Origin of the sequence: Streptomyces lateritius (assembly GCF_014649715.1) — a bacterium.
Lineage (GTDB): Bacteria > Actinomycetota > Actinomycetes > Streptomycetales > Streptomycetaceae > Streptomyces > Streptomyces lateritius.
This window is the reverse complement of sequence record NZ_BMTO01000010.1, coordinates 307612-330546: the sequence shown is the minus strand read 5'-3', so window position 1 is coordinate 330546 and position 22935 is coordinate 307612. Positions and strand designations below refer to the sequence as shown.

Here is a 22935-nt window from a genome sequence, read left to right as displayed (position 1 = left end):
CGCCTCGGAGAAGCCTTCAGGGAAGGTCCATGCTGCGATCACCGACGGGCGGTGCCGGACACGGCACCGCCACCGCGGGCGACCGGCTGGTCAGCATCGGTACGGTGCTGGGCCAGCTGCGCGACGAGTTTCCCGAAGTGACCATCTCCAAGATCCGTTTCCTGGAGGCCGAGGGGCTCGTCGAGCCCCGGCGTACGGCCTCCGGGTACCGGAAGTTCAGCCCGCAGGACGTGGAGCGGCTCGCTCAGATCCTGCGGATGCAGCGGGACCACTATCTTCCGCTGAAGGTCATCCGTGAGCATCTCGACGCCATGGCCCGGGGCGAGCAGGTCAAGCTGCCGTCCCCGAGCCCGCAGCGGGATCTTCTCGACGGCGCCTGGGACCCCGAGAGCGACCGTCCCACCGCCGCACGGGTGGGCCGGGCCGAGCTGCTCGCGGCCGCGGAGGTGACGGAGGAGGAGCTCGCGGAGTGGGAGTCGTACGGGCTCCTGGCCCCGGGAGCCGAGGGCGGCTACGACGCCGAGGCGATCACTGTCGCCCGTCTGGTCGCGGATCTGGGGAGATTCGGTCTGGAACCGCGGCATCTGCGGGCGGTCAAAGCGGCCGCAGACCGGGAGGCGGGACTGGTCGAACAGATGGTCGCGCCGCTGCGTCGGCACCGTAATCCGCAGACCAGGGCCCATGCGGAGGCCACGGCCAAGGAGCTCGCGGGGCTCTCCGTACGGCTCCACGCGGCACTGGTCCAGACCGCGCTGGGACTCCGGGTGCAGTGACCTTGAGGGGGCCCGACTACCCAAACCGGCCGAGCACGTCCTAGGGTTGCTGTGTGAACGAGCTCGACGTTGTGGGTGTCCGGGTGGAAATGCCCTCCAACCAACCGATCGTGCTCCTGCGTGAAGTGGGAGGCGATCGGTACCTCCCCATCTGGATCGGACCAGGTGAGGCGACCGCGATCGCCTTCGCCCAGCAGGGAATGGCGCCTGCCAGGCCGCTGACGCACGACCTCTTCAAGGACGTCCTTGAAGCCGTGGGCCAAGAGCTCACCGAGGTCCGCATCACGGATCTCCGTGAAGGTGTCTTCTACGCGGAGCTGGTCTTCGCCAGCGGTGTCGAGGTGAGCGCCAGGCCGTCCGACGCCATAGCGCTTGCCCTGCGCACCGGCACGCCGATCTTCGGCAGTGACGGTGTCCTGGACGACGCCGGTATCGCGATTCCAGACGAGCAGGAGGACGAGGTGGAGAAGTTCCGCGAATTCCTCGACCAGATCTCTCCGGAGGACTTCGGTTCCAGCAGCCAGTGATTTCAAGCCGCCCGTGACACGCTCTCCGAGGGTGCGTCAGCGCATTCGAGCAGCCTTTCCCCGAAGAGGGATACGGGAAACCACTCTCAGGGTGATTATCACTCGGCGTGCCGAGTGTGGCGATCGTTGACGCACCCCGAGTGACTGCCTACCTTCGTGTGGGCAGGTCAAGGACGGAGGGTCGGCGTGATGAGCAGCGGCGACGGTACGGCAGGGGGCTCCCTCGGGCGAGCGCCCGGGGAGAGCGGTCCGTATCCGCTCCACGGCAGTGTGGGCGACCTCGGGACGAACGCGGGCGAGGGCGCGGAAGCCGGCACGGACACGGTGGGGTACCGCGGCCCGACCGCGTGTGCGGCGGCGGGGATCACGTACCGCCAGTTGGACTACTGGGCGCGTACCGGGCTCGTGGAGCCGAGCGTCCGGCCGGCGTACGGATCGGGGACGCAGCGGCTGTACAGCTTTCACGACGTCGTCGTCCTCAAGATCGTCAAGCGTTTCCTGGACACGGGTGTCGCGTTGCAGAACATCCGGGCAGCGGTACAGCACCTGCGTGCCCGCGGTTTCCGTGATCTGGAACGGATGACGCTGATGAGCGACGGGGCGACGGTCTACGAGTGCTCCTCGCCGGACGAGGTCGTCGACCTGCTCCAGGGTGGGCAGGGGGTGTTCGGCATCGCCGTGGGCGTGGTCTGGCGGGATGTCGAGGCGGCCCTCTCCCAGCTGCACGGCGAGCGCATCGACACCGGCGAGACGCTGATCGGGCACAACCCGGGGGACGAGCTGGCGCGACGGCGGCGGGACCGGGCGGTCTGAGGGGCGCGGGGTTCGTGGCGCCCAGGGGTGCGGGTCGCGGTCGTACGGGTGTGCTGGTCGATTGTCAGTGGCGTAGGGCAGCATCGGAGTTGTGAGAGCCGCGCCGACGATCCTGCATCTCGACATGGATGCCTTCTTCGCCGCCGCCGAGCAGGCGGCGAAGCCGAGTCTGCGCGGGAAGCCGGTGGTCGTCGGAGGCCTCGGTCCGCGGGGGGTCGTCGCCACCGCCTCGTACGAGGCTCGGCGCTTCGGGGTGCACTCAGCGATGCCGATGGGGCAGGCGCGGCGCCTGGCACCGAACGCGGCGTACCTCGTCCCGCGCTTCGCGTTCTACCGGGCGATCAGCGAGCAGGTCATGGAGCTCCTGGGGCGCCTGTCGCCGCTGGTGGAGCCACTGAGCCTGGACGAGGCGTTCGTGGACCTGGAGGCCGGGGGAGCGGCCGACGACGGTGCGAGCGCGCGTGCGACCGGCGAGCGGCTGCGCAGGGACATCCTGGCCGCGACGGGGCTGACCGGGTCGGTGGGACTGGCCGGGTCCAAGATGATCGCGAAGATCGCCTCGGAGGAGGCCAAACCCGACGGGCTCGTGCTCATAGAGCCCGGGACGGAGCGGGAGCTGCTCGGGCCGAAGTCCGTGCGCATCCTCCCCGGGGTCGGGCCGGCGACGGGCGAGCATCTGCGCCGAGCCGGGATGACCACGGTGTCGGACCTCGCGGAGGCGGGCGAGGACGAGCTCGTACGGCTCCTGGGGCGGTCGCACGGGGCCTCGCTGTACAGGATGGCCCAGGGATACGACGACAGAGCCGTGGTGGCCGAGAGGGACGCGAAATCGGTTTCCGTCGAGGACACGTTCGACGTGGACCTGCACGACCGCGTGCGGATCCGGACCGAGGTCGAGCGGCTGGCGGAACGGTGTGTGCGCAGGCTGCGGGGGTCCGGGCACTCGGGGCGGACGATCGTGCTGAAGGTGCGAAGGTTCGACTTCTCGACGCTCACCCGCTCGGAGACGCTGCGGGGGCCGACGGACGATCCCGTGGTGGTGCGGGAGGCGGCGGCGCGGCTGCTCGAGGCGGTGGACACGACGGGCGGGGTGCGGCTGCTGGGAGTGGGTGTGAGCGGCCTCGCGGACTACACGCAGGAGGATCTGTTCGCCCAGGCGGCGGAGCCTTCGTCTGGCGCCCACGTGGAGGTGGAAGCGCCCGAGGCGGAGGCCCCGGCGCCGGAGGCGCCCGCCGAGCGGCGGTGGGTGCCCGGGCACGACGTACGGCATGCCGTGTACGGCGCCGGGTGGGTGCAGGGGAGCGGGGTGGGGCGGGTCACCGTCCGTTTCGAGGTGCCGGGGTCGGCGCCGGGTCGGGTGCGGACGTTTCTCGTGGACGATCCGGAGCTGGAGGTGGGGGAGCCGCTGCCATTGGTGGGGCGTGCGGACGGTGCGGCGGCGGTCGCCCAGCAGGGCTGCGCCCGGCCTTCGGCCGGGCTGGGGGTCCCGTAGCGGCACAGCGCCATCGGCGGCAGCGCCGACGGCGCTCGGGGGCGGGGAAACGGCGGAAGGCCCTCAGGCCTCTTCCCGGCCTGCCAGGCGGCCGAAGTCGTGGTCCGGGGGTGGGGGCGCGGGGAGGGCGATGTCGTAGTGGCGGTACAGCTGGAGTTCCTGTTCCGGGGACAGATGGCGGCCCACACCGAAGTCCGGGGCGTCCTTGATCAAGGAGCGCTCGTACGGGACGTGAAGGCCGTCGTCGATCAGTTCGCTCGGCTCCAGCGGGACGAAGGCGTCCCTGCCGAACAGCCCCGTGCGGACCGCGGCCCACTCCGGTACGCCGGTCGCGTCGTCCAGATACACCTCGTCCACAGTGCCGATCTTGTTTCCGTCGCGGTCGTACGCCTTGCGGCCGATCAGGCTGCGCGGATCGATGTCGGTCTGCACGGTCCCTCCAACAGGTCGCGACTGCTTGTCAAAGACTACGAAAGTGCACATCTGGGATGTCGGCCACTTGAGCGATGGCAGCGGGAACCGCGCTGGTAGGCTGGTTGTGGCTGTCGACCCCGTGCGGGAGAGTCCTCCGGAGAAACCTTTCGGAGGCGCCGAAGGAGCAAATCCTCCCCGGAATCTCTCAGGCCCCCGTACCGCACGGACGAGGTCACTCTGGAAAGCAGGGCGGACGCTGCGACGGCATCCGCTCTCACCGACGGTGAAAGTCGGCGTGCCCTCAGGCGTGCGCCGGTGAAGCTCTCAGGTTGAGATGACAGAGGGGGAGGCCGTCCGGGCACCCGCGCCGTGGTGCCCCTCGCAGGTCGTGACGACCAGGAGGCCTCCGTACATGACCGCCAACCGCACCCCGCTCTCCGAACTCGAACAGGGCATCCCGTTCGAGCAGCGGCACATCGGGCCCGACGCCGAAGCACGGGCCAAGATGCTCGCGCAGGTCGGCTACGGCTCCCTCGACGAGCTCACGGCCGCCGCCGTGCCGGACGTGATCAAGAACGCCGAGGCGCTGGGTCTGCCCGCCGCCCGCACCGAGGCCGAGGTCCTCGCCGAGCTGCGTACGCTCGCCGACCGCAACCAGGTCCTCGCGCCGATGATCGGCCTCGGCTACTACGGCACCTTCACGCCGCCGGTCATCCTCCGGAACGTGATGGAGAACCCCGCCTGGTACACGGCGTACACGCCCTACCAGCCGGAGATCTCCCAGGGCCGTCTGGAGGCGCTGCTCAACTTCCAGACCATGGTCGCCGACCTCACCGGTCTGCCCACCTCCGGCGCCTCGCTCCTCGACGAGGGCACGGCGGCCGCCGAGGCCATGGCGCTGTCCCGCCGGGTCGGCAAGGTCAAGAACGGTGTGTACCTCGTCGACGCCGACGCCCTGCCCCAGACGATCGCCGTGATCGAGACCCGCGCCGAGCCGACCGGGGTCGAGGTCGTCGTCGCGGATCTGAGCGACGGCATTCCGGCCGATGTCGCCGAGCGCGGCGTCTTCGGCGTGCTGCTCCAGTACCCGGGCGCCTCCGGTGCCGTACGGGACATCAAGCCGGTCATCGACGCCGCCCACGAACTCGGGGCGATCGTCACCGTCGCCGCAGACCTGCTCGCGCTGACCCTGCTCACCTCGCCCGGTGAGCTCGGCGCCGACATCGCCGTCGGCACCACCCAGCGGTTCGGCGTGCCGATGGGCTTCGGCGGTCCGCACGCCGGCTACATGGCCGTCCAGGACAAGCACGCCCGCTCGCTGCCCGGCCGCCTGGTCGGCGTCTCGGTCGACGCCGACGGGAACCGGGCGTACCGCCTGGCGCTGCAGACCCGCGAACAGCACATCCGCCGGGAGAAGGCCACCAGCAACATCTGCACCGCTCAGGTGCTGCTCGCCGTCATGGCCGGTATGTACGCCGTCTACCACGGCCCCGACGGTCTGAAGCAGATCGCCCAGCGCGTCCACCGGTACGCCACCGTCCTCGCCGCGGGCCTCACCGCCGGTGGCGTCGAGGTCGTGCACGGTTCGTACTTCGACACCCTCACCGTCCGCGTGCCGGGCAAGGCCGCCGAGGCCGTCGCCGCCGCCCGTGAGGCGGGGGTCAACCTGTACCTCGTCGACGCCGACCACGTGTCGGTCTCCTGTGACGAGACCACCGGGCGTGCCCAGCTCCGTGCCGTCTGGGGCGCCTTCGGTGTCGACGCCGACATCGAGGCCCTGGACGCCGCCACCGAGGACGCGCTGCCCGCCGCGCTGCTGCGCTCCGACGCGTACCTGGCCCACCCGGTCTTCCACGCGCACCGCTCCGAGACGTCGATGCTGCGCTACCTGCGCAAGCTCGCCGACCGCGACTACGCGCTGGACCGCGGCATGATCCCGCTCGGCTCCTGCACGATGAAGCTGAACGCGACGACCGAGATGGAGCCGGTGACCTGGCCCGAGTTCGGCCAGATGCATCCCTTCGCCCCGGTCGACCAGGCGCAGGGCTACCTGACGCTCATCACCGAGCTGGAGGAGCGCCTCGCCGAGGTCACCGGCTACGACAAGGTGTCGATCCAGCCCAACGCCGGTTCGCAGGGCGAGCTGGCCGGTCTGCTCGCCGTCCGCGCGTACCACCGCGCCAACGGCGACCTGCAGCGCACGGTCTGCCTCATCCCGTCCTCCGCGCACGGCACCAACGCCGCGAGCGCCGTGATGGCCGGCATGAAGGTCGTCGTCGTCAAGACCGCCGACGACGGTGAGGTCGACGTCGCGGACCTGCGCGCCAAGATCGAGCAGTACCGCGACGAGCTGTCCGTGCTGATGATCACCTACCCGTCCACGCACGGTGTGTTCGAGGAGCACGTCGCCGACATCTGCGCCGAGGTCCACGAGGCCGGCGGTCAGGTGTACGTGGACGGCGCCAACCTCAACGCGCTGGTGGGCCTCGCCAAGCCGGGCAAGTTCGGCGGCGACGTCTCGCACCTCAACCTGCACAAGACCTTCTGCATCCCGCACGGGGGCGGCGGTCCGGGTGTCGGTCCGGTCGGCGTCCGCGCGCACCTCGCCCCGTACCTGCCGAACCACCCGCTCCAGCCCACCGCGGGCCCGGAGACAGGCGTGGGCCCGATCTCGGCGGCTCCGTGGGGTTCCGCCGGCATCCTGCCGATCTCGTGGTCGTACGTGCGTCTCATGGGTGGCGAGGGCCTCAAGCGCGCCACGCAGGTGGCCGTCCTCGCCGCGAACTACATCGCCAAGCGCCTGGAGCCGCACTATCCGGTGCTCTACACCGGGCCGGCCGGTCTGGTCGCCCACGAGTGCATCGTCGACCTGCGCCCGCTGTCCAAGGCGACCGGGGTCAGCGTCGACGACATCGCCAAGCGTCTGATCGACTACGGCTTCCACGCGCCGACGATGTCGTTCCCGGTGGCCGGCACGCTGATGATCGAGCCGACCGAGTCCGAGGACCTGACCGAGCTGGACCGCTTCTGCGACACGATGATCGCGATCCGCGGCGAGATCGAGAAGGTCGCGTCGGGCGAGTGGCCCGCCGAGGACAACCCGCTCCGCAACGCGCCGCACACCGCGGCCGCGCTGGGCGGCGAGTGGAACCACGCGTACAGCCGTGACGTGGCGGTCTTCCCGGCCGGTGTGTCGGCGGCGGACAAGTACTGGCCGCCGGTCCGCCGGATCGACGGGGCCTTCGGCGACCGCAACCTGGTCTGCTCCTGCCCGCCGCTGGACGAGTACGACAACTGAGCATGAACCGGGCATGAGTCAGGGCCGGTTCGGAGGTCTCCTCCGGGCCGGCCCTTTGTCGTGTACCTCGTACGTGCTCGCTCGTCGGTGCTCGCTCGTACCCTGATTCGCTCCGGCGCCTCCGCCTCAGGCGGCGGTCGTGACGCGTCCCGCCGTCAGAGGGCGGTGCGGGGCGATGATCTGGCCGTCGGGCAGCAGTTCACCGGTGTCCTCGAAGAGCAGGACCCCGTTGCACAGCAGGCTCCAGCCCTGCTCGGGGTGGTGTGCCATCAGACGGGCCGCCTCCCGGTCGGCGGAGTCGGCGGTGGGACAGGCTGGCTGGTGCTGGCACATGGGTGGGTTCTTTCGCTGCGTCGTGGTGAGTGGTGTCCTGCGGCTCGGTGTGGTGCTCATGGCCGCCCCCCGTTGTCGGTTCGGTTGGTCCAGTGTTCCCCCACGGACGTCGATCCGCAGGTATTTCGCGGCAGCTCTTCCTACTGCATGAAGACGTATCACCCGCGCGGGCGGTTCAGCTCAACTGGGCGGTCTCTTCGGGTGGTTCGGGGTAGCCCCAGTGGGCTAGTCCGTACGGGGCGGGGTGTTCGACGCGAGCGTTCGGACAGCATCGCGCCCCGCGGCCCGGTCGGCCGCGGGGCGGGAGGCGTGCGCGTGTCCGGGTGAGACGGATCAGGCCGGCGCCGGGGAGCCCAGCAGAGGCGGCGACGTGACGCGCAGGGTCAGGACGGGCAGGAGGTCCGCGACGCGGTGCGGGCGGTGGGCGGCGATGCCCGGCGGCGCGGGAGCGAGCGGGACGAGCAGGTCGGCCGGGTCCAGTGTGGCCGAGGCGCCGTCCGCCTCCGTGTCGCCGTGGAGCCAGAGCGTGAGCATGTACAGCTCCGGTACGGAGAGCAGACGCGGCTGGTACGGGGTGGGCAGCGCCTCCGCGTGGAGCAGGGCCCGCTCCGTGGCGGTGATGTAGGGACCCTCGAAGAAGTGCGAGAAGGACCAGCCGTCGGGGGTGAGCATCGTGTCGGCGGCCGCGACGGTCCGGTCGGTGCTCCGGATGAGGAATCGCCAGGCGGCGAGCCGTGTGCGCGGTGCCTGCCCCGGCGGCACGACCTGGTCCCGTACGTCGAGGACATGGACGGGCAGGGGCAGCTCGGGGCTCAGCGGCCCCTGGGCGGACCTGAGAGCGGGAGTTCGCGCCTCGCGGACGGCGGTGGGGGAACCGAGGGCCGCGAGAACACTGCGCAGGGCCGGCGCAGGGGCCGGGGAGGGTCGGAGCATGGTGGGTCGCCTCTCACTCAGGAGACACGGTGACGCGTGGGCAGGTACGACGGCGCTGTCAGCTGCCGGGCCGGAGGGGCCATGAGGCCATGGCCGGGCGCCAACACTCTGCCTCGTCAGCGGAGTTTATACGAGACGTGTTCACGCATTGTTTCCGCTAGCGGTCGCCGATATTGCGGGCAAGACCTCATCCGGCCTTGTTTATGGGGTGATTCGGTGGCTTCCGGGCGGGTGCGCCTCGTCTGCCTGCGGCGTCGTCACGGATGCGGACGGCCGAATAGCGATCCCACCCTTCCGGCAATTATGACTCTGGAATATGTCTTTAGCCAGGTGCCATCGGGATGTGCCGGGCGGGTGCTTCCTCCAGCCTATCGCTCGACGGGGTCGCCCCGCAGGCGTTATGGATCAATCGTGCTGGGCATCATCGTCCGAGACGCGCGCGGCCGTCGCCGCTGCCGAGAATCGGGAGGGACGCTTCGATGGGCGAGAAGGTCGTGGCAGACGGGTTCGGCCTGTCCGATCGCCAGCGATACCGGAGAAAGCTCCAGCAGTGTCTGGCGGGGCTCGCGAGGCTCTTGGCGGACAAGAGGTTCGACCGGCCGAGGAATCTGATGGGCCTGGAGATCGAACTCAATCTGGCGGGAGCCGACGGCATGCCCCGGATGGTGAATGGGGAGGTGCTCGACCGGATCGCGAGTCCGGATTTCCAGACGGAACTCGGAATGTTCAATCTCGAAGTGAACATCGCTCCGCACCGTCTCGGCGGCCGGGTTTTCGACCGGCTCGCGGAGGAGCTCAGAACCGGTCTGGGATATGCCGACCGCAAGGCCCGCGAAGTCGACGCGGGCGTGGTCATGATCGGAATTCTTCCCACGCTCGCGCAACGGGATCTCGTCTTCGAGAATCTCTCCGCCGTCGACCGCTACACCCTTCTCAACGACCAGATCGTCGCCGCGCGGGGCGAGGACTTCGTGCTCGACATCCAGGGCGTGGAGCGGCTGACGTGCACGTCGACGTCGATCGTTCCCGAGGCGGCGTGCACCTCCGTGCAGCTGCACCTCCAGGTCACGCCCGCCCGGTTCGCCGCGGTGTGGAACGCGGCGCAGGCCGTGGCGGCGGTCCAGATCGCCGTCGGCGCCAACTCACCGTTCCTCTTCGGTCACGAGCTGTGGCGGGAGTCGCGGCCGCCGCTCTTCCAGCAGGCCACGGACACCAGACCGCCCGAACTCCAGGCACAGGGCGTACGGCCCCGGACCTGGTTCGGGGAGCGGTGGGTGGACTCCGCGTACGACCTCTTCGAGGAGAACCTGCGGTACTTCCCCCCGCTGCTCCCGATCTGCGACGAGGAAGACCCGCTCCTCGTCCTCGACCGGGGCGGGGTGCCGCGGCTGCAGGAACTCGTCCTCCACAACGGCACGGTCTACCGCTGGAACCGCCCGGTGTACGGGTGGGTGGACGGCGTCCCGCACCTGCGGGTCGAGAACAGGGTGCTGCCGGCCGGGCCGACCGTCACCGACGTCGTCGCCAACGCGGCCTTCTACTACGGGCTCGTCAGGGCGCTCGCCGAGGAAACGCGACCGGTGTGGAAGCGGCTGCCGTTCGAGGACGCCGCCGCGAACTTCGACGCCGCCTGCCGCCACGGGATCGAGTCGGAGCTGCGCTGGCCGCGCCCGGGCCGGTCGGGCGGGGTGGCGAGCATCCCCGCCGTACGCCTCGTCCTCGACGAACTGCTGCCGCTGGCCGCGGCGGGGCTCGACGCCTGGCACGTCGAGGCCGCCGACCGGGACTTCTACCTCGGGGTGATCGAGGAGCGCTGCCGGGCGCGGGTGAACGGCGCCTCCTGGCAGGCCGACACCTTCCACAAGGCGCTGGAGGCCGGCCTCGACCGTGACGCGGCCCTCGCGGCGACGACCCGCCGGTACGCCGAGCTGATGCACGCGGGGGAGCCGGTGCACACCTGGCCGGTGGGGATCGACTGAGGCGGCGCGAGGGGGGCGGGAGCGGCACCCCTTGCCGGGGAACGGCGGCCGGGCACCGGAATGGCGTCCGCACAGGCTCGTCGCGCATGATCTCCGTACCCGGAAAGCGATGGGGAAGTGGAGACAGGTGTGGTGTCGGATCAACGAGTGGTCGCCGATTCTCTTCCCCCCGAGGGCATGCCGCGCAGGATCCTGCGCTCCGAGACGGTGCTCGTGCTCGCGCTCTCGCTCGGGGCCAGCGGCGTCTCGGCGCTCATCAGCTTCCTCGGCTCGCTGACCAAGCCGGGCGGTCTCAAGGATCAGGCGGCGACGCTGAACGGCTCGTACGCGCCCGGCCGGCCGTGGCTCGACCTCGCCTGGCAGCTCTTCGGGATCGCCTCGGCACTGATCCCCGTCCTGCTCGTCGCGCATCTGCTGGTGCGTGAGGGGGCGGGGCTCAAGGTCATCGGCTTCGACCGGTCCAGGCCGTGGCCGGACCTGGCGCGCGGCGCGCTCGTCGCCGCCGGGATCGGCAGCGCCGGCCTCGCCTTCTACCTGGTGGCGCGAGCGGCGGGCTTCAACCTGACCGTGGTGCCCGAGTCGCTGCCGGATGTGTGGTGGAAGTACCCCGTCCTGATCCTGTCGGCGGTGCAGAACTCCGTACTGGAGGAGGTCATCGTCGTCGGCTACCTGCTGCGCAGGCTGGGGCAGTTGGGGTGGACGCCGATGGCCGCCCTGGTCGCGAGCTCGGTGCTGCGCGGCTCGTACCACCTCTACCAGGGGATCGGCGGCTTCATCGGGAACGTCGTCATGGGCGTCGTCTTCGTATGGCTCTACCGCAGGTGGGGGCGGGTGGGGCCGCTGGTGGTGGCGCACGCGCTGCTCGACATCGTGGCCTTCGTCGGATACGGGCTGCTGGCCGGGAAGGTCGGCTGGCTGCCCACCGCGTAGGCGGGAGCGAGAGCGGGAGTGCGAAGCGAAGGGGCGTACGGCGACGGCCGTACGCCCCTTCGTCGTGTGCGGGGTGCGGGGGGTGGGGGTGCGGGCCGGGTCAGGCGTGCAGCTCGCCGTCGATGACTGTGACCGCGTGGCCGGTCAGCAGGGTGCGGTCGCCGTGCAGGCGGGTGCGGACGATGCCGGTGCGGGCGCCGCCCTGGAAGCCGGTGAGCTCGTCGCGGCCGAGGCGCGCCGACCAGAACGGGGCGAGGGCGGTGTGGGCGCTGCCGGTGACCGGGTCCTCGTCGATGCCGACGCGGGGAAAGAAGCAACGGGAGGCGAAGTCGTAGCCGCGCTCGGGCCGTTCGGCGGCGGCGGTGGTTATGACGCCCCGCTCCGAGAGGTGCGTGAGGGCGGCGAAGTCCGGGTCGAGGGAGCGGACGGCGGCCTCGTCGCGCAGCTCGACGACGAGGTCGCCGATGTGGGCCGCGGTGCCGTGGACGGACACGACCTCCGTGCCCAGCGCCTCCGCCAGGCCGTCCGGAGCCGTGACAGGCGTCAGCGACGAGGTCGGGAAGTCCATGGTGATGGTGGAGTCGTCCTCGGCGGTGGCGCCGAGGATGCCGCAGCGGGCGGCGAACCGGACCGTCCCGGTGGCGAGCCCGGTGGTGTGCAGGACGTGCGCGGTGGCGAGCGTGGCGTGGCCGCACATGTCGACCTCGGTGGACGGGGTGAACCAGCGCAGGGCCCAGTCGGCCTCGCCGCCCGCCGGGAGGGGGTGGGCGAAGGCGGTCTCGGAGAGGTTGACCTCGGCGGCCACCTTCTGGAGCCAGTGGTCGTCCGGGAAGGAGTCGAGGAGGAGAACCCCTGCCGGGTTGCCGGAGAAGGGACGGTCGGTGAAGGCGTCGACGATTCGGATCCGCATGTCAGGGACCGTACCGGCGGGGCGAAGCCGCAGGCCAAGGCCAATTCCGGGGGAGTGGACCCGGTCCGGGGTCGGCTCGTCTCTGGACCGGTCCGGGGGCCGTCTCTGGGTCGCTCCTGAGGTCGATCCCGTGGTGCGGGACACTTGGCACAAGAAGTGTTCCGATATATCGTTGAGGCATCGCGACAGTTCGACGATGTACCCGATGGAAGGAGCGTTGCGATGCGTTCACATGGACACGAACACGGACATGGAGACTGCGGACCCGGCCCTCGCGGTCGGGGCGACTTCGGACGCGGCGCGTTCGGCCGCGGGGAGTTCGACCGCGGTGACTTCGAGCGGCGGCGCGCCGCCTTCGGCCCCTTCGGGCCGGGCTTCGGCGGCGGACCCTTCGGGGGAGGCCCCTTCGGGGGCGGGCGTGGCCGCGGCGGGGGCAGGGCGCGACGCGGAGATGTGCGCGCCTCGATCCTCGCCCTGCTGAAGGATCGCCCGATGCACGGTTACGAGATGATCCGGGAGATCGGCGAGCGCAGCGGCGGGGCGTGGAAGCCCAGCCCGGGCTCCGTCTACCCGACCCTGCAGCTCCTCGAGGACGAGGGCCTCATCGCCAGCGAGAGTGAGGGCGGCAAGAAGCTGTTCACGCTCACCGACGCCGGCCGCGCCGAGGCCGAGTCGGGGCCGGAGGCCCCCTGGGAGGACGCCGGGCGCGGTGTCGACTGGGAGGCGCTGAACGAGATCCGACAGGCCGGCTTCGGTCTGATGGAGGCGTTCGGGCAGGTCTGGAAGACCGGCAGTGCCGACCAGCGGCGGAAGGCGGTCGAGGTCATCAACGAGGCCCGCAAGAAGCTGTACCTGATCCTGGCCGACGAGCACTGACCGGACGGGACGAGACGGCGAGGAGGGGCCCTGCGGCGACGCGCCGCAGGGCCCCTCCTCGTACGGAGCCGGTCGTCGCTCGCGCGCGGGGGTCAGGTCACCAGGCCGGCCAGTTTGCGCAGCGACTCGTTCAGCGCCGCGGTGGCGGAGTCCTTCAGCTTGCCCGCCATCAGCGAGACGGCCGCGCCGGTGAACTCCCCGTCGATCCGGAGGGTCGTGGCCTCCCCGTCCGCCGCGAGCGAGTAGCGGGTACCGACGTTGACGCCCATCGGGCCCTTGCCGCGGATCGCCAGCACCCGGGTCGTCTCGAGTTCCTCGACCGTCCACGTCACCTCCGCGGGGAACCCCATCAGCTTCATGTTCTCGGCGAAGGTGGCGCCCTCCTCCAGCGTGGCGGGGCCGCCGTTCGGGAAGTTCGTGTGGGTGGCGTTCCACTCGCCGTACGAGGTGAAGTCCGTCAGCTGGGCCCAGACCTTCTCGGTCGGCGCGTCGATCCGCGCCTCGGCACTGACTTCGGCCATGCGACCACCCCTCCACGCGTTCACGTGTCGTCGTCGGGATCCGGTGTCGCGGAACGTAGCCGGGTGGTCGTCAACATTCAATACTGATGAACCGTCAGTTCTTCTGTGTCACCGATCCACCACATCCGCGCGGCGTCGAACCGGTCGGAGGCCCGGGGCCCGCCGGTCTCCTCGTGGCAGTGGAACGCGGCCCAGAAGAGGTCGGCCGGCAGCGCTTCCCGCGGCGCGTACACGCGGTAGACGTACTGCCGCCCGTCGAATGCGAGCAGCGCGACCATCCAGAACATACCCGGGAGGCGAAACGGGAGGGGGCGTGGTTGCGGCCGGGGTGTGAAGCAAGGCGGCGCGCGCCCCGAGGCCGAAGCCCCCCGATCTCCTCCGCGAGGAGGAGAACCGCACGTCCGTGCCCGACTCCGGTGGGATGCGCACGTGCTTCTCCACGGTGATGTTCCGGCCGCCCCGACCTGATGAGGTGGGAGGGTGCAAAGTCCCGTCCCCTGTCCCGCCCCTCTTCCCGGCGGCGCGCCTGCCGCGGCAGACCGTCGCCGCCCGGCGCGCGGACGTCGAGGGGGCCCGGCCGCTACCGCCGCGCTCGCCACCGCCGCTCTCGCCGTGGTCGCGGCCGGTGCGCGCCGCAGAGCGCTGCGGGGCGGGGACCGGCAGATCGACACCGCCCACCTGCTGCACTCCCTCGTCGAGTCCGACCCCGAGGTCGGCCCCGCCTTCGGTGGCCAGGCCCAGCCGGCGCGCGTGCTCGGCTACCTCGTCCAGCGGTCCATCGGATACGGGCTGCGCTGGCAGCGCTCGGTCGAGGACTCAGGGGCCCGCTGCGTCGTACGGGAAGCGGAGGCGGCCGCGGCCGGCTGGTCGCCCTCGGCGGCCACGGCGCTGGCCCGCGCGCGGGAGCGAGCCGCGCTGCGCGGTGACCCACGCGTCCGCGGTCTCGATCTGCTCGCCGCACTCACGGCCGATCCGGACTGTCGCGCCGTCGAAGTCCTGCGCCGCGCGGGCGTCGACCCGCTCGTCCTGGCCGATCGGATCGGCGAGCTGTCTCAACAGGTGTAACGGGGGTTACGCACCTGACGGCGCCCTGCCATCATGTCCGGATGCACGCGCAGGGAAGAAGCGCCGGCCTGGGACTAGCCCTGGCCTCGGCCTTCGCATTCGGTGGTTCAGGTGTGGCGGCCAAGCCGCTCATCGAGGCGGGCCTCGACCCGCTCCATGTCGTATGGCTCCGGGTGGCCGGAGCCGCCCTCGTCATGCTGCCCGTGGCCTGGCGCCACCGGGACCTGCCGCGGCGCAAGCCCGCACTTCTCGCCGGCTTCGGCCTGCTCGCCGTCGCGGGCGTCCAGGCCTGCTACTTCGCGTCGATCTCCCGGATCCCGGTCGGCGTCGCCCTGCTCATCGAGTACCTCGCCCCCGCCCTCGTCCTCGGCTGGGTCCGCTTCGTCCAGCGCCGGCCCGTGACGCGCGCCGCCGCGCTCGGTGTCGTGCTCGCCGTCGGCGGCCTCGCCTGCGTCGTGCAGGTGTGGTCGGGGCTGAGTTTCGATCTGATCGGGCTGCTGCTCGCGCTCGGCGCCGCCTGCTGCCAGGTCGGCTACTTCGTCCTCTCCGACCACGGTGGCGACGAGTCCGACCCGGCCGACCCGCTGGGCGTCATCGCGTACGGACTGCTCATCGGCGCCCTCGTGCTCACCGTCGTGGCCCGGCCGTGGGGGATGGACTTCTCGGTGCTCGCCGGCGACGCCGCCATGAACGCTACGGGCGTACCCGCCTGGCTCCTGCTCGGCTGGATCGTGCTGATCGCCACCGTCCTCGCCTACGTCACCGGCATCGTCTCGGTGCGGCGGCTCTCACCCCAGGTGGCCGGTGTCGTGGCGTGCCTGGAGGCGGTGATCGCCACCGTGCTGGCGTGGGTGCTCCTCGGGGAGCACCTCGCGGCCCCGCAGATCCTGGGTGGCGCCGTGGTCCTGATCGGTGCGTTCATCGCCCAGTCGTCGGCGCCGAAGGTGGCGGTGGCGGAGCCGGTGGCGGGCTCGGAGGCGCTTTCGGGGCCCGCGGCCGGGCGTGGCGGGTCAGTATCCGAGTTGTCCGGAGACCGGGCCGCCCCCTAGGGTGACGATCATGCCTTCGACCGTACTCCCGCCTCCCGTCGCCTAGCGCGGGCGGCCACTCTCCCTGACGAAGACCGGGCTCGGGCAGTTCCCCGAGCGGTTCGTCGCTGCCCGCCTGCGGAGTCGAGCGACCACATCACCCCGTCTTCACACGGAGAAGCACGTGTCGAATTCCTCCTCCGCGTCCGCGGCAGCCATGCCTGCCGTCGGGCGGAGTCTCCTTTATCTGATCGTCGCCGGAATCGCCTGGGGCACGGCCGGTGCCGCGGCCTCGCTGATGTTCCGGATCAGCGACATGGGTCCGCTGGCGCTGTCCTTCTGGCGCTGCGCCGGTGGCCTGGTGCTGCTGCTCGGGGCGCGGGCGCTGCGGCCCCGCAGGGTCGTCGTGACCCTGGAACCGCGCCGGCGGCGGCTCCTCCGGATCCTCGGTACGGGGACCGGGCTGACCCTCTTCCAAAGCGCGTACTTCGCCGCCGTCCAGGCGACGGGGCTGGCCGTCGCCACCGTCGTCACGCTCGGTGCCGGACCCGTCCTGATCGCGCTCGGCGCCCGGCTCACCATGGGCGAACGGCTCGGGCGCGGCGGCGCGGCCGCCGTCATCGGCGCGCTCGCCGGACTCGCCGTCCTCGTCCTGGGCGGGGAGTCCGGCGACGTCCGGCCGCTCGGCGTGGCCCTCGCGGTGGTCTCCGCGGCCGGGTACGCGGCGATCACGCTGCTCACCCGGTGGCTGGGGCGGGACGGCGGGGCGTCCGACGCGCTGTCGACGACGACGTGGGCCTTCGCGATCGGCTCCGTCGGGCTGCTGCCGATGGCGGCGGTGGAGGGGATCCTGCCGCACACGGCGGAGCCGATGCAGGTCGTCGGACTGCTGGTCTACGTGGCGGCGGTGCCGACGGCGCTCGCGTACGCCCTGTACTTCGCGGGCGCGGCCGTGGTCCGCGCGGCGACCGTCTCCGTGATCATGCTCCTCGAGCCGGTGAGCGCGGCGGCCATCGCCGTCACGCTCCTGGGCGAACAGCTCACCGGCGCCACGGTGACCGGCACGCTCCTGCTCCTGGCGGCAGTGTCCGGCCTCGCCACGGCCGAGGCCCGCGGGGCGGCGGAGCGGCGGAGAGAGGCGGTCGTGGCGGTGTAGAGGGCGGTTCGGGGACGCGCTCGGCTCCGCGGCGGGGCCGCGGGGCCGGGGGCGCGGGCGCCGGTGTGGGTGGCCCTCGGGGCCCCGCCCGGCTTGCGCGGGTCGCCGCCCCTCGGGGCCCCTCCGGCCCGGCGGGGCACTTCGGGCGCCGCCGCACCCTTGCGGGGCGTCGCCGATCTGCGGGGCCATCAGCTCGTGCGGCCGGCCGGTCGTGTGGGGGCGCGGGCCTGTGGGGCGCTGGCCTGTAGGTCTTTGGCCAGTGTGGCGGCCTCGGCCCTGCGGGGGTCAGCAGCTCGTGCGGCCAGCCGGTCCTGTGGGGCGCGGGCCTGTGGGCCCTTGGCCCGTGTGGCGGTCCCGGCCCCGTGGGGTCACAGCTCGCGCGGCCACCCGGTTCTCCAGGGCTGGTCTGGGCGGGCACCGGGCCGTGTGGGCGCCCCGGCACTGCGGGGCGGCGGGCCGTGTGGCCGCTGCTGCCGTCCTGCACCCCTCGCGGGGGCGGACAGCTGGGGGGGAGGGGCGGACGCGCGCTGCCGGAGGCGGCCCAGGTCAGCGGGGTGGGCGGCGGCGGAGTTGGTGGGTGTGGGCTTGGAGGTCGCCGGGGGCGTTGCGGTGGGTGAGGGCCTCGGCGATTCGGTGCTGGACGAGCTCCGGCTTCTGGTTGGCGTACTTGAACTTGGCGCGGACGCCGGTCACGTCGAGGCGCAGGCCCCGCAGGCCCGGGAGGAGCCGGCCGAAGGGGGACTCCCCGGGCGTGACCGGGGCCGTACCGCCCTCGGGCTGGAAGTGGGCGACCTGGCGGTTCAAAAGTTCCGCCTTCTCCGCTGGGTCGTCCACCACGTGGGCCGTACAGACCAGTTGGACCGCCGCGTAGAAGGACGTCGGAGTCCCGTGTTCGGGCGGGGTCCCCTCGGGGGCCGACCACGGGCCCGGGATGAAGGCGTAGTCGTCGACCACGCTCAGGACGACCGCCCGGTTCTCCTCCAGCGCGCGCCACAGCGGGTTCGGGCGCGCGAGGTGGGCGAGCACGGTTCCGTACGGGCCGGGCCCGGAGTCGTAGCGGAAGTGCATCGGCTGGACCCACGGCGGTTCGCCGGGCAGTCCGTTGACGGCGAGCTGGCCGAAGTCGTGGCGGGCCAGCCAGTCGCGCCACTCGCCGGCGTCATGGGCGGCGTCCCAGGGATGGATCAGCACGGCGGGGCCTCAGACGGCGGAGAGGTAGGCGGGCAGGGCGACGGACGGGTCCAGGTCGTCGGCCGGGATCGGCGTGCCGTAACCCTTGCGTACGGGGACGACACCGGTCCAGTGGGGCAGCGCAGCGTCCTCCGGGTCGTCGTTGGGGCCGCCGGTGCGGACCTTCGCCGAGACCTCCTCCAGGTCCAGGCGCAGCACCGCGGTGGCGGCGAGCTCCTTGGCATTGGCCGGGCGGGAGTCGGAGGACCGGCCGGGGACGACGTGGTCCACCAGGGCGTCGAGGGCGGTGCGCCGCTCCTCGGGGTCGGTGACCTGGTGGGCGGTCCCGTGGACCACCACCGAGCGGTAGTTGATCGAGTGGTGGAACGCCGAGCGGGCGAGCACGAGACCGTCGACATGGGTCACGGTCAGGCAGACGGGGAGGCCCGGCGCCTCGGTGCCCGTGCCCGCCGTCCGCAGGGGGCGCGAGCCGGTGGAGCCGTGCACGTAGAGGCGGTCGCCGGCCCGGGCGTACAGGGTCGGAAGCACGACGGGAGCTCCGTCGCGGACGAAGCCGAGGTGGCAGACGTATGTCTCGTCGAGTATCGAGTGCACCAACGCGCGGTCGTAGGCGGCGCGTTCGCGGGAGCGGGTGGGGATGGTCCGCTCGGTCGGCTCGTAGAAGTCCGTCATTTGCCCTTCCTATTGCACTAGTGCATAATGTCGTTTGTGCTAGGAGAGTATCGGATCGAAGGGCGTCGCGCATCGGAGATCGCCGCGAGCGTGGAGCGAGGGGTCGGCGCGGGTGAGCTGGTACCGGGGCAAGTGCTGCCGCCCATGCGGGAGTTGGCGCTGACCCTCGGAGTGAACCCGAACACGGTCGCCGCCGCGTACCGGACCCTGCGGGAGCGCGGGGTCATCGAGACGGACGGGCGGCGCGGCAGCCGGGTGCGCCCGAGGCCCGCCACCACCGCGCGCGGGTCCATCCTCGTGGACGCTCCGGCCGGTGTACGGGACGTGAGCAAGGGCAACCCGGACCCCGGCCTGCTGCCCCCGCTCGGCCCGGCGCTCGCCGAGGCCGCGCGGCGCGAGGCGGAGCGGCCCGGGCTGTACGGAGAGGCCCCCGTCGACGAGGGCTTCGCCCGGATCGCCCGTGCCGCCCTGGATGCGGACGGCGTCCCGGACGGGCCGGTCGCCGTCGCCTCCGGGTCGCTGGACGCGGTGGAACGGGTCCTCGCCGTCCACCTCAGGCCGGGGGACGCCGTCGCCGTCGAGGACCCTGGGTGGGGGAGCCTCCTCGACCTGATTCCGGCGCTGGGACTGCGGCCGGTGCCGATGACGGTCGACGACGAAGGTCCGCTGCCGGAGGCGATGGCGCGGGCGCTCCGGAGCGGCGTACGGGCGGTGATCGTCACCGACCGCGCGCAGAACCCGACCGGCGCGGCGATCGGCGCCGCCCGGGCGGAGGAACTGCGCCAGGTCCTGGCCGCCCACCCGGACGTTCTGCTCATCGAGGACGACCACGGCCACGGCATCGTCGACCTTCCCCTCCACCCGCTGGCGGGGGTGACCGACCGCTGGGCGATGGTGCGCTCTGTCGCCAAGGCACACGGGCCGGACCTCCGGATCGCCGCGCTGACCGGCGACGCGGTGACGGTCGACCGGGTGCTCGGGCGGCAGCGGCTGGGCCCCGGGTGGGTCAGCCGACTGCTGCAGCGCGCGGTCGCACACCTGTGGGCGACGGGGGCGGTGGACGCGGCGGCCGTCGCCGGCGCGTACGCGGAGCCTCGTGACGGGCTCGTACGGGCCCTGGAACGGCGCGGCGTCGAGGCGCACGGGCGAAGCGGGATGAACGTGTGGGTGCCGGTGGCCGACGAGACGGGTGCGGTGACGCGGCTGCTGGGGGCGGGCTGGGCGGTGGCGCCGGGCGCACGCTTCCGTATGAACGCGGGGCCGGCGGTGCGGGTGACCGTCTCGGGGCTGACGGCGAGCGACATCGAGCCGCTGGCCGACGCGCTCGCGGCGGCGGCGGGCCCGGCACCGGCGCGGAGTTACGGCTGAGGACGAGAGCGGGGGTGGCGGAGGAGGGAGCCGATTCGGAACGGCCGCCCCCTCCGGTGCCTACGGGTGGCGGGCCGGTGCCGGCTGCTTCGCCCCGGGGAGATCCGCCGCGGGAGGCTCCGCCGGGGCGGCGGTGCGGCGGACGGGGCCGTTGGTCTGGGTCAGAGCCGCGCCGGCCAGGACGATCGCGGCGCCGACAGGGGTGTTCCAGCTGAGCTGCTCGTCCAGGAGGGCGACACCCGCCGCCGTCGCGATCACCGGGATGAAGTACGTGACCATCGCCGCCGTCGTCGGGCCGACCTCCGCGACCACGCCGTACTGGAGCAGCATCGCGTACCCCGTCCCCAGCGCACCGAGGGCGATCACGGCGAGCAGCGGAACGAGTTCGATCGAGGACGGCATGGAGGTGAACAGAGGGGTCACCACCGCCAGTTGCACCGCCCCCAGGCCTACCTGGGAACCCGCGAGGGAGAGGTGCGAGGCGCCCGTCCCGGTCAGCGTGCGACGGACGTAGATCCAGCCGACGGCGTAGCTGAAGGAGGCGAGCAGTGCCATCGCCGTCCCCGTGACGTCGAGCCCCGTGAAGCCCTGCCAGGCGCCCAGTACGGTCAGGACCCCGATGAAGCCGACGCCCAGGCCGGCCGCGCGCACCCGGGTCGGGCGGTCCTCGGAGAGGGCGACCAGTGAGAACAGCATGCCCCACAGCGGCGTCGTGGCGTTGCAGATGCCCGCGAGCGTCGAGGGGATGGTCAGCTCGGAGTACGCGAACAGAGAGAACGGCAAGGCGTTGAGCAGGAACGCCGCGACCGCGAGATGGCCCCAGGTGCGGGCGCCCCGCGGCAGCCGTTCGCGCCTGACCACCATGGCCACGGCCAGCACCGCCGTACCGAACAGAAGGCGGCCCAGGGTCACCTGGAACGGTGCGAACCCCGCCGTGCCGACCTTGATGAGGAGGAAGCTGAAACCCCAGATCAGGGCCAGCACGCCGAACCGGATGCGCCAGTCGAGCGCACGGCGGCGGGGGGCTGCGGTGGTCGCGGCGGGAGGGGCGACGGACGGGGTGGCGGGCGTGGGGGTCGGCAGGTCCCTGGACGGGGCGGCGGAGCTCATGCCCTTCAGCGTGACGGCTGCTATCTCGTAGAACAAGCGAGATTAATTGGAGCCGTTCGCTTAGTATCGCTTACATGTTGAACCTGGAGCGCCTGCGTACCCTCGACGCCGTCGCGCGGCACGGCTCGGTCAGCGGCGCGGCCGACGGCCTGCACGTCACCACCTCGGCCGTCTCGCAGCAACTGTCCAAGCTCGAGCGCGAGATCGGCCAGCAACTGCTCGCCAAGAACGGCAGAGGCGTGCGGCTCACCGACGCCGGACTGCTCCTGGCCGAGCACGCCGCGCGCATCCTCTCCCAGGTCGAGCTCGCCCAGGCGGACATCGAGGCGCAACGCGGCCAGGTGGTGGGCGAGGTGCGGATCGCGGCCTTCCCCACGGCCGCGCGCGGGTTGCTCCCCGGAGCCCTCGGCGCGCTGCGCACCGCCCACCCCGAACTGCGGGTGAAGACCGTCGAGCTGGAACCGGAGCAGGGCATCCGCGAGGTGCTGCGGGGCGACGCCGATCTCGCGATCGTCCTGGACTGGAGCAACAAGCGGGCGCCGGTGCCGGGCGGACTGGAACGGGCCCACCTCCTGGACGACGCCGCGGACGTCGCCGTGCCCGCCGATCATCCGCTGGCGGGGCGGGACGAGGTGGACCTGGTGGACTTCGGCGACGAGGAGTGGGTCTCCTGGCCGGAGGGCGAGTTCTGCCATGACTGGCTGATGTTCACCCTGCGCTCCCATGGCATCGAGCCGCGCATCGCCCACCTCGCCGGTGAGCACCACACCCAGCTCGCGCTGATCGCGGCGGGGCTCGGTGTCTGCGTCACCCCGCGGCTCGGGCGGGGACAGGCCCTGGAAGGGATCGCCTACGTGCCCGTACGGCAGAAGATGCGGCGGCACATCTACGCGACATGGCGCACCGACGCCGACCGGAGACCGTCCATCCGAGCGGCGGTCGAGGCGCTGCGGGGCGTCGGGGAGCGGCTGAACAGCTGAACCGGTGACCGGCCGGGAAGCGCAAGCGGCGGGCCGGAGTTCAGCCGCCCAGCGTGGCCAGCTTGCGGAAGTCCCAGGACACGACGGCGTCCGGGGTCAGCTTCAGCCAGGCGTGCCGGCCGTCGTGCGGCATCGTGTCCAGGCCGAAGTTCTTCGTGGCGAAGAGCCGCTCCGGGATTTCGAGTTCGGGGCAGGGCTCGCCGGTGCGCGGGGCTTCCCCGACGAAGACCGCGGTCCCCGACAGCTCCACGCCGCGCAGCTCTCCGTACTCCTCGCCGTCGTCCACCACCACGGCGATCCGGGGGTCGGCGCGCAGCTCCGCCCAACGGCGGCTCCGGATGATCGAGTAGAGCCACAGCGAGGCCCCGTCCCAGGCGAACCAGAGCGCGCCGACGTGCGGCCGGCCGTCGTCGGAGACGGTCGCGACCCGGCAGGTGCGCTGTTCGCCGAGGAAGGTGTCCAGCTCGGCCGGGGTCATCATGATCCGGCGCCCACGGCGCTGTGTGACGGTCATCGCCTGCCCTCTTCCGGTAATCCCGACATCTCTGATGGGGTGTCAGGAATCA

General features: G+C 72.0%; 23 protein-coding genes and 1 riboswitch. Of the genes, 13 read left to right on the top strand and 10 right to left on the bottom strand.

Annotated elements, in window-relative coordinates; genetic code table 11:
* Positions 1-29 precede the first annotated feature (29 nt).
* The 4 genes from ftsR (at position 30) to IE136_RS22395 (ending at position 3605) form a co-directional block, all read left to right on the top strand.
* A complete protein-coding gene (ftsR, locus tag IE136_RS22410; RefSeq protein WP_158985226.1) occupies positions 30-773 on the top strand; it encodes a transcriptional regulator FtsR in 744 nt (247 codons plus the stop codon).
* 53 nt (positions 774-826) lie between these two features.
* Positions 827-1300 carry a bifunctional nuclease family protein gene (locus tag IE136_RS22405; protein WP_158985224.1) on the top strand — a complete coding sequence of 158 codons (474 nt, stop codon included), beginning with the start codon at positions 827-829 and terminating at the stop codon, positions 1298-1300.
* Positions 1301-1489: 189 nt separating this feature from the next.
* Positions 1490-2113, top strand: coding sequence for a MerR family transcriptional regulator (locus IE136_RS22400; RefSeq protein ID WP_189601207.1), 624 nt, complete (start codon positions 1490-1492; stop codon positions 2111-2113).
* Between the two features lie 91 nt (positions 2114-2204).
* Complete coding sequence (locus IE136_RS22395; protein WP_229819021.1) at positions 2205-3605, top strand: DNA polymerase IV; 1401 nt, start codon at positions 2205-2207, stop codon at positions 3603-3605.
* A gap of 63 nt (positions 3606-3668) precedes the next feature.
* Here IE136_RS22395 and IE136_RS22390 read toward each other — a convergent pair whose 3' ends face one another.
* Positions 3669-4088, bottom strand: a complete 420-nt coding sequence (locus IE136_RS22390) for a PRC-barrel domain-containing protein (RefSeq protein ID WP_158985221.1) — start codon at positions 4086-4088, stop codon at positions 3669-3671.
* A gap of 63 nt (positions 4089-4151) precedes the next feature.
* Positions 4152-4250, top strand: a riboswitch (glycine riboswitch).
* A 181-nt stretch (positions 4251-4431) separates the two neighbouring features.
* Between IE136_RS22390 and gcvP the strand changes: the two genes are divergently transcribed.
* Positions 4432-7317 carry an aminomethyl-transferring glycine dehydrogenase gene (gene gcvP, locus IE136_RS22385; RefSeq protein ID WP_158985219.1) on the top strand — a complete coding sequence of 962 codons (2886 nt, stop codon included), beginning with the start codon at positions 4432-4434 and terminating at the stop codon, positions 7315-7317.
* A gap of 126 nt (positions 7318-7443) precedes the next feature.
* Here the strand turns inward: gcvP and IE136_RS22380 are convergent, their stop codons facing one another.
* Positions 7444-7650, bottom strand: coding sequence for a DUF5999 family protein (locus IE136_RS22380; RefSeq protein WP_137990635.1), 207 nt, complete (start codon positions 7648-7650; stop codon positions 7444-7446).
* 333 nt (positions 7651-7983) lie between these two features.
* Positions 7984-8583: a hypothetical protein gene (locus IE136_RS22375; RefSeq protein WP_158985217.1), complete on the bottom strand. Its 600-nt coding sequence runs from the start codon at positions 8581-8583 to the stop codon at positions 7984-7986.
* A gap of 479 nt (positions 8584-9062) precedes the next feature.
* Here IE136_RS22375 and IE136_RS22370 point away from each other — a divergent pair, with 479 nt between their 5' ends.
* Positions 9063-10562 carry a glutamate-cysteine ligase family protein gene (locus IE136_RS22370; protein ID WP_158985215.1) on the top strand — a complete coding sequence of 500 codons (1500 nt, stop codon included), beginning with the start codon at positions 9063-9065 and terminating at the stop codon, positions 10560-10562.
* Between the two features lie 177 nt (positions 10563-10739).
* Positions 10740-11492, top strand: a complete 753-nt coding sequence (locus IE136_RS22365; RefSeq protein WP_189601206.1) for a CPBP family intramembrane glutamic endopeptidase — start codon at positions 10740-10742, stop codon at positions 11490-11492.
* A 100-nt stretch (positions 11493-11592) separates the two neighbouring features.
* Here IE136_RS22365 and IE136_RS22360 read toward each other — a convergent pair whose 3' ends face one another.
* Positions 11593-12402, bottom strand: coding sequence for a PhzF family phenazine biosynthesis protein (locus IE136_RS22360; protein WP_189601205.1), 810 nt, complete (start codon positions 12400-12402; stop codon positions 11593-11595).
* Positions 12403-12624: 222 nt separating this feature from the next.
* Here IE136_RS22360 and IE136_RS22355 point away from each other — a divergent pair, with 222 nt between their 5' ends.
* On the top strand, positions 12625-13278 hold the full coding sequence (locus IE136_RS22355) for a PadR family transcriptional regulator (RefSeq protein WP_189601204.1): 654 nt from the start codon (positions 12625-12627) through the stop codon (positions 13276-13278).
* A gap of 92 nt (positions 13279-13370) precedes the next feature.
* Here IE136_RS22355 and IE136_RS22350 read toward each other — a convergent pair whose 3' ends face one another.
* Together IE136_RS22350 and IE136_RS22345 are read right to left on the bottom strand one after the other, a co-directional pair.
* Positions 13371-13799, bottom strand: a complete 429-nt coding sequence (locus tag IE136_RS22350; protein WP_158985209.1) for a type II toxin-antitoxin system Rv0910 family toxin — start codon at positions 13797-13799, stop codon at positions 13371-13373.
* A gap of 77 nt (positions 13800-13876) precedes the next feature.
* A complete protein-coding gene (locus tag IE136_RS22345; protein WP_158985207.1) occupies positions 13877-14086 on the bottom strand; it encodes a hypothetical protein in 210 nt (69 codons plus the stop codon).
* 193 nt (positions 14087-14279) lie between these two features.
* Here IE136_RS22345 and IE136_RS22340 point away from each other — a divergent pair, with 193 nt between their 5' ends.
* From IE136_RS22340 to IE136_RS22330, 3 genes are all read left to right on the top strand, one after another.
* A complete protein-coding gene (locus tag IE136_RS22340) occupies positions 14280-14864 on the top strand; it encodes a Clp protease N-terminal domain-containing protein (protein WP_229819019.1) in 585 nt (194 codons plus the stop codon).
* 41 nt (positions 14865-14905) lie between these two features.
* Positions 14906-15913 carry an EamA family transporter gene (locus IE136_RS22335; RefSeq protein ID WP_189601203.1) on the top strand — a complete coding sequence of 336 codons (1008 nt, stop codon included), beginning with the start codon at positions 14906-14908 and terminating at the stop codon, positions 15911-15913.
* A 196-nt stretch (positions 15914-16109) separates the two neighbouring features.
* Complete coding sequence (locus IE136_RS22330; RefSeq protein ID WP_189601228.1) at positions 16110-17048, top strand: DMT family transporter; 939 nt, start codon at positions 16110-16112, stop codon at positions 17046-17048.
* A gap of 546 nt (positions 17049-17594) precedes the next feature.
* Here IE136_RS22330 and IE136_RS22325 read toward each other — a convergent pair.
* Positions 17595-18239, bottom strand: coding sequence for an FMN-binding negative transcriptional regulator (locus IE136_RS22325; RefSeq protein ID WP_189601202.1), 645 nt, complete (start codon positions 18237-18239; stop codon positions 17595-17597).
* A gap of 9 nt (positions 18240-18248) precedes the next feature.
* On the bottom strand, positions 18249-18911 hold the full coding sequence (locus IE136_RS22320) for a pyridoxamine 5'-phosphate oxidase family protein (protein ID WP_189601201.1): 663 nt from the start codon (positions 18909-18911) through the stop codon (positions 18249-18251).
* 36 nt (positions 18912-18947) lie between these two features.
* Here IE136_RS22320 and IE136_RS22315 point away from each other — a divergent pair, with 36 nt between their 5' ends.
* Entirely contained in the window at positions 18948-20279 is a 1332-nt protein-coding gene (locus IE136_RS22315) for an aminotransferase class I/II-fold pyridoxal phosphate-dependent enzyme (RefSeq protein ID WP_189601200.1), read from the top strand.
* A gap of 60 nt (positions 20280-20339) precedes the next feature.
* Here the strand turns inward: IE136_RS22315 and IE136_RS22310 are convergent, their stop codons facing one another.
* Positions 20340-21389 (bottom strand): DMT family transporter, encoded by a 1050-nt coding sequence (locus IE136_RS22310; protein ID WP_189601199.1) that lies wholly within the window; start codon positions 21387-21389, stop codon positions 20340-20342.
* Between the two features lie 74 nt (positions 21390-21463).
* Here IE136_RS22310 and IE136_RS22305 point away from each other — a divergent pair, with 74 nt between their 5' ends.
* A complete protein-coding gene (locus tag IE136_RS22305) occupies positions 21464-22369 on the top strand; it encodes a LysR family transcriptional regulator (protein ID WP_189601198.1) in 906 nt (301 codons plus the stop codon).
* Positions 22370-22409: 40 nt separating this feature from the next.
* Here IE136_RS22305 and IE136_RS22300 read toward each other — a convergent pair whose 3' ends face one another.
* Entirely contained in the window at positions 22410-22883 is a 474-nt protein-coding gene (locus tag IE136_RS22300; protein ID WP_158985193.1) for a pyridoxamine 5'-phosphate oxidase family protein, read from the bottom strand.
* Positions 22884-22935: the final 52 nt, after the last annotated feature.